This window comes from Pseudomonas sp. Irchel s3f7 (assembly GCF_900187615.1).
Lineage (GTDB): Bacteria > Pseudomonadota > Gammaproteobacteria > Pseudomonadales > Pseudomonadaceae > Aquipseudomonas.
The window spans coordinates 146,419-152,893 of sequence record NZ_FYDO01000017.1 but is presented as its reverse complement, the minus strand read 5'-3'; the positions used below and the strand labels follow the sequence as shown (position 1 = coordinate 152,893).

Sequence of the window (6,475 nt, the reverse complement as noted above, 5' to 3'; positions counted from 1 at the left end):
CTGCGACCTGAAAGACCTGCTTGGCAAGATCGACCGCCACTGTCGTACAGGCCGACACATCGGTTGAAGACAGGGACTGTTTAAGCGTCGTATTCTTTTTCATGGACTCGCCCTCGCTGCCGTTGGCTTCTTAGACTGCCACCGTGGCGCATTGACGCCTCGGCGTGGGCGAGTCCATCCAATTACAAGGGGAATCTCGATTACACGCGGAACTGGTCCATCAGTTTCATCTGGTGAGTGGTCAGGGAGTTGAGTTGGCTGCTGATTTGCGCCGATTCAGTGGCTTGGCCGGTCAGGGTTTCGGTGACGGTGCGGATCGCCGAGACGTTGCGGTTGACCTCTTCGGCCACGGCGCTTTGTTGCTCGGCGGCGCTGGCGATTTGCAGGTTCATGTCGCTGATCACGGTCACGGCGTCACTGATTTTGCCCAAGGCCTGCACCGCTTGCTGAATCTGCCCGGCGTTGCTGTGGGCCTGGGTCTGGCTCGAATGCATGGTCGCGACCACGCCGCGCGTGCCGCTCTGGATGCGCTCGATCACCGAACGGATTTCCTCCACCGAGTCCTGGGTGCGTTTGGCCAGGTTGCGTACTTCATCGGCCACCACCGCAAAGCCGCGACCGCTTTCACCGGCACGGGCAGCTTCAATCGCCGCGTTGAGCGCCAGCAGGTTGGTTTGCTCGGCGATGCTGCGGATCACTTCCAGCACCGAGCCGATCTGCTCACTGTTCACCGCCAAGGCTTCGACTTCGGTCACGGCCTTGCTGACTTCCTCGGCCAGTTGATTGATGTCGCGGGTGCTGCGCTCGATGATCTGCATGCCGTCGCGGGCCGACTGATCGGCACCTTTGGCGGCATTGGCCGCGTTCGACGCGCTGTTGGCGACGTCGTGGGCGGTGGCGCTCATTTCGTTGGACGCGGTGGCGACCTGGTCGATTTCGCGGAACTGCACCTGCATGCCTTCGCTGGTCTGGCGGGCGATCTCGGACGACTGATCGGCCGTGCCGCGGGCGTCGGTGATGCTCTGTTTGATCTGCGCAATGGTCGGTTGCAGCTTGTCGAGGAAGCGGTTGAACCAGCTGACCAGTTCGCCCAGTTCATCCTTCTTGCTGTAGTGCAGGCGTTGGGTCAGGTCGCCGTCGCCGCTGGCAATCGCCTTGAGCATTTGCGCCACGCTGTCGATCGGCCGGGTCACGCCCGAGGCGGTGAGCCACATCAGCAACAGGCCAACCACGCCGGCAATCACCGCCACCAACAGGGCTTTGATCGTGCCGCTTTGCTGGGCGTCGTCGAGGACGGTTTGCAGCTTGACCGAGTCGGCCAGCAACACTTGCTTGGGCAGGTCGATCACCACGGCCCAGGCCTTGGCGTCGGCAATCGGGCTGACCGGATAAACCGCGCGGATCAGGTCGCCTTGTTCGAGAACCTTCGGTGCACCGTTGCCGAGCAATTGCAGAATGTCTTTGCCGTCCGCACCGAGCGTATCGCCGATGCTCTTGCCGACTTTCGTTGCATCGACGCTGTAGGCGGCCACTACGCCGGTGCCGGACACAATCAGCATGTGCCCGGCGCTGTTGAACAGTTCACGTTGGGAATCAACCGCGGCCGCTTGCAAAGCGTCGAGGGCGATGTCGATACCGACCACGCCGATGGATTTTCCGTCCATCAGCAGCGGCACGGAAATGGTGGTCATCAACATTTCCTTGCTGCCGACAGTATCAGCGTAGGGGTCGAGCAAGCAGATGCGTTTGCTGTCCCGCGGGCAGGTGTACCAGACGTTGTAAGGCGTACCGCTGAGGTTCAGGGTGGTTTTGGTCATGTCCTCTTCGACCATGATCGTGTTCAGCGTTTCACCACCGGCACGGCTGAAGTAGGTGGCAAAGCGACCGGCCTCGTTGGACTGGCGGGCCGCGTCATCGACGAACTCGCTGTCCTTGCCATCCAGGCCATTGGGTTCGAACGCCAGCCAGATCCCCAGCACTTTGCTGTTGCGCTCGAAGGCGGTTTTCAGGCTCTGGTTCAGGTCCTCACGCAGCGCGCCGGGCTCAAGCGCGCGCTTGGCGGCCAGGGTGCGCATGTCCATGATCTGATCGGCAAGGCCGGTGACCACCGTCAGGGTTTCGCCGAACGTCTTCTGCACCCGCACCGCTTGCTCGGCCGCTTTGGCCTGGAGCAGGTCCTGCACGCTGGCGGTGAGCATTTTGCTGCTGGAATCGCTGACCAGATCATCGTTCTGATTGGTCTGGTAGATGTTCATGCCGACGATCAATGCGACTACACCCAGCAGGCACAGACCAGACAGCAGGACGATTTTCAGGCGGATGGACAGTGAGTCGAACATAGGGCGAACTCGCGAATGGATGAAGTGTTGGCTGTGAGCCTTGGCGGCTCGACTCGCTAAATCCATTTAGCGCCATTCAATGCACATCGGCGTGGCGTCGAGGTTTCATGAATGGCACTCCGACGAACGGTAGTGGTTGAACGTTTGCGCGGAAGAATGTCGCGAAGATCGGATTAAAAACGAGAGTAAATCGCGGGCGGGTTCAGGCTGTTTGCCGCAGTGATTCCGGACGTGACCAGATCCACAGATTGCCCAGGGCCATCCCGGCAATCGCCAAATAGACCGGCCAGCCATGATCGAGCATCACCAGCATGAGACTCACACATAACAGCATGCTGACCGTGGCGCTGATTTTGGCCCGGCGAGCGATGATCTTGCCGTTGCGCCAGTTGAAGAGGATGGGGCCGAACAGTCGATGGTTTTCCAGCCAGGCACTCAAGCGCGGCGAACTTCGCGTGGCGGCCCAGGCGGCCAGCAGGATGAACTCGGTGGTGGGCAGGCCGGGGATGACGATGGCGATCAGGCCGATGCCCAGGCTGACGTAGGCCAGCAGGCCGAAGAGGAAACGAGAGAGTTTGGAGGAGGCGGGCATGGGCTCAAGACAGCACGTGAGGCGGATCGAAATCTAACAGACTGGCGGCGTCCCCTGTAGGAGCGAGCGTGCTCGCGATGGCGGTCAAACATTCAACATTTGAATAGTCTGGCACTCCGCTTCGCGAGCAAGCTCGCTCCTACAGGGGATGGGTCAGGCTACTTCGGTAGCGTAAGCCTGTTCCAGCAACACGGTGAAGCGGTTGAACGCGTCGATGGCGCCTTTTTCCGCTTCGGCTTCTTCTTGCGCAGAGAGCTCCAGGCCGTCGAGGGTTTTGACGAAGCTCTTCCAGCCTTCAGCGCGGCCACCGGCCGGTTCGCCCAGGTGACGGGCACCGAAGGTATCGCTCAGGCCCAGGCCCACAGCACGCTTGATCAGGAACGCCGCGCCGAGCTTGGAACCTTCGGAGACGAAAATCCAGCCGAGGGCTTCGGCTTTGGTCGGGTTGCTCAGGGCACCGGCAACTGGCGCCGGCACTTCGGTGTCGAGGTCCGCCAAGTCAGCCTTGGCCGCATCGGCGCGGCAGCGGGCCGGCAGGTCCGGAACAATGGCGGTCAGCTCGGCATCGTTGTACAGCGACACCAGTTCCGACTGGAACAGGTACTGCGCGACCACGAAACGAGCGAAATTGGCCTGGGTTTCGAACGGCGCGTGGGCTTTGACCAGGGCATCGAGCTTGGTGTGCGGCTCGTGGGTGATCTGGTTCAAGCGTTGCGAACGCAGGTTGGGGCGTTGAGCAGTGTCCTGGGTATTCATGGCAAATCCTTGGGAAAGAAGAGGCGCTTGGTAACGAGACGAACAGGAAGACGCCTGACAGTAAAAAATCCTCGCCGGGTGATTGCATGAATCCCGGCGAGGCGACCCGGATCAGATATCCCAGATCAGGTTGACTGCGAAGTTGCGGCCCGGCTGAGTCAGGCGATCAAGGTTGGCCGGTTGTGTCACCGAGGCTTCGCCGACGCTGTCGTAGCCGCGCACGTCATCCCACAGCCAGTACTTCTTGTCGGTCAGGTTGTAGACGCCGCCGCTGACGGTCACATCGTCCGTCACTTTGTAGAACGCGCTCAGGTCCAGAATGCCGAAGCCCGGGGTCTTGAACTGGGTGCTGGTACCGTCCGGGGTTTTGAAGTTGGTGCTGTCGACGCGATCCTTCTTCTTCACCAGGGTCCAGTTGAGCACACCACCGTAGTTGTCCTGGTCGTAGCCGAGGCCGAACACGCCGGTCAGCGGGTTGACGCTGTTGAGCGGTTCGCCGCTGTCGTCGTTGCGTCCGTAGGCATAGGCCACCGAGCCTTGGGTGTACAGGCCTTGCGGCGCGCCGAAGGCGTCGAGGTTCAGGCGGCCCTTGATCTCCGCGCCCTTGATGGTCGCGTGCTTGATGTTGTTGCTCTGGAACGTGGTCTCGGTGTAGCCGGGCGTGATGGCGTTCTCGTCGATGAAGTCGCGGTACTTGTTGTAGAACACCGCCACGTCAAACGAGCCCTGCTCGAAGTTGCCGCGCAAGCCTGTCTCGTAGCTCTTGCTCTTCTCTGGTTCCAGGTCCGGATTCGGCGCGACCTGATAGCCGCCGGCAAGGTTTTCGAAGCGACCGTACAAGGCCTTGGCGGTCGGGGTGCGGAATCCTTCGGCGTACTGACCGTACCAGGTGTAATGGTCGTTGAAGCTGTAGGTGGTGCCGAACTTCGGCGAGAGGCGATGCCAGGTCTTGGTCTCTTCGCTTACGTCGCCGTTACCGCTCTGGTCGGCGGTGACCAGGAATTCATCGGTGACGTGCGGCTTGAGTTCGGTGTAGTCATAGCGAGCGCCGGGCAGGAACGTCCAGTTGCCCCAGCTGATCTGATCCTGGGCGAACAGGCTGTAGCTATTGATGGTCGGGTCCGGGAAGTCACTGGCGGGTTTAAGCGTGTCGGCGGCGCTCGGGGCACCGATGACACGGCAAGCACCGGCGACGGTCAGGCAGGTGCCGGAACCGGTACGCAGGCCGGTGACCTTGTTCTGCTTGATGGTGGTGCCATAGGTGACGAGGTGCTCTGTGTCGGCGACGGCAAACGACTTGTCAGCCTGGGCGTCGAAGACCCATTGGCGATCCTTGTAGGTGGTATCGCGGTTACGCAGCACGGTGCGCAACGGCGCGTAGATTTCCTCGGTGCTCTGGTCGGTCTTGGCGATCTGGTAGTTCAGCGACCACTTGATGTTGTCAGCCAGTGCGCTGTCCAGACCGAAGCTGTGTTCGATGCCAAAACGTTCGCGGGTGATCGTGTCGTTGCCGGTGCGGGCCTTGTAGAAGCCGAAACCGCGTCCGGCGTTGAACGGGCCGCCCACAGCACTCAGTTGATTGGTGTCGCGGTCGTCCTTGTAATGCTCGTAGGTCAGCCCCAGGCGCGCGTCGTCGGCATAGTTCCAGCCAAGCTTGGCCAGAATGTTGGTGGTGCGCACATCCTCGGGGTTGGCTTGCGTGCGGTTCAGGCCAGTGCCGCCGGTTTCGCCGTAGGACTCTGTTTCATGACCGTTGCGCTGACTGAGGTGCAACAGGCCATCGAACTCGCCGGTGCGGCCCGCGACGGTGCCGGACGTCAGCCAGCTGTCGTCGGCGGAGCTGTAGCCGGTTTTCAGGCGTGCACCGACATCCTTGCCCGGTTTGATGATGTCGTCCGGGTCCAGCGTGTAGTAGCTGACAGCGCCGCCAATCGCATTGCTGCCATACAGCACTGACGCCGGACCGCGGAGGATTTCCACGCGCTTGACGATTTCCGGGTCAACGTAGTTGCGGTTGGTCTGGGCGTACGGGCCGTTGAAGAAACCGTCGGGGACCTGCACACCGTCGATCTGCGTCAGGACCCGGTCACCGTCGATGCCGCGAATGTTGTAGCCGGTGATACCGGAACGCTGGCCTGCGCCGCCGACCGAAACACCGGGCTCGTAGCGCACCAGTTCCTTGATGGTATTGACGTTGTTGCGGTCCAGGTCTTCGCGGGTGTAGACCGAGACCGTGCTCGGCACGCTGTTCACGTCCTGCTCGTTACGGGTGGCGCTGATGGTCACCTGATCCAGATTGAGCGCGCTGTTGGTGGTGCGCTTTTCCAGGACGATGCTGTTGTTGCCCAGTTTGCGATAGCTCAGGTTGGTCCCCACCAACAGGCGATCCAGCGCTTTCTCTGGCGACAGCGACCCGCTCACGCCCGGCGAGGCTACGCCTTGCGCCAGCTCCGACGACACGCCGACCTGCCAGCCGGTGACGGCGGTAAAGGCATTGAGCGCCGACACCAGTGACTGCTGGGGAATGGCGAACGCGTAATCGCCCATTTTGCGTGTCGACTGCTCGGCGGCGTTGGCGGCCATCAGCGGTGCAGCGCCGGCCATCAGGATGGCGGCGGTCAACAGCGACAGCACGCGGGAAGGTGAAGAGGCTGGGCGGGTAAGGCGAGAGGACATCGATAGCGCTCCGTGTCGCACGAATCTTTATAGGTGCTGATTGGCATAGTGAGATGCGAATCAATTGCATTGGCTATAACGAGACGTACGGGATTTGGCTATCGAGTAAAAA

Annotated in this window: 3 protein-coding genes and 2 pseudogenes; all 5 read right to left on the bottom strand. The window is 61.3% G+C overall.

Annotated elements, in window-relative coordinates; genetic code table 11:
* Nucleotides 1–200: 200 nt before the first annotated feature.
* Nucleotides 201–734 (bottom strand): annotated as a pseudogene (locus CKW19_RS29555) (methyl-accepting chemotaxis protein); the annotation flags it as partial.
* Nucleotides 735–1,106: 372 nt separating this feature from the next.
* Nucleotides 1,107–2,075 (bottom strand): annotated as a pseudogene (locus CKW19_RS29550) (chemotaxis protein); the annotation flags it as partial.
* A 466-nt stretch (nt 2,076–2,541) separates the two neighbouring features.
* A complete protein-coding gene (locus CKW19_RS16625; protein ID WP_095058823.1) occupies nt 2,542–2,931 on the bottom strand; it encodes a YbaN family protein in 390 nt (129 codons plus the stop codon).
* Between the two features lie 153 nt (nt 2,932–3,084).
* Entirely contained in the window at nt 3,085–3,687 is a 603-nt protein-coding gene (locus CKW19_RS16620) for a biliverdin-producing heme oxygenase (protein WP_095058822.1), read from the bottom strand.
* Between the two features lie 111 nt (nt 3,688–3,798).
* Nucleotides 3,799–6,363, bottom strand: a complete 2,565-nt coding sequence (locus tag CKW19_RS16615; RefSeq protein ID WP_095058821.1) for a TonB-dependent receptor — start codon at nt 6,361–6,363, stop codon at nt 3,799–3,801.
* Nucleotides 6,364–6,475: the final 112 nt, after the last annotated feature.

What these genes read in the sequence shown, in the direction of transcription:
- CKW19_RS16625 (WP_095058823.1), bottom strand. Translation starts at nt 2,931, where the DNA reads ATGCCCGCCTCCTCCAAACTCTCTCGTTTCCTCTTCGGCCTGCTGGCC.
- CKW19_RS16620 (WP_095058822.1), bottom strand. Translation starts at nt 3,687, where the DNA reads ATGAATACCCAGGACACTGCTCAACGCCCCAACCTGCGTTCGCAACGC.
- CKW19_RS16615 (WP_095058821.1), bottom strand. Translation starts at nt 6,363, where the DNA reads ATGTCCTCTCGCCTTACCCGCCCAGCCTCTTCACCTTCCCGCGTGCTG.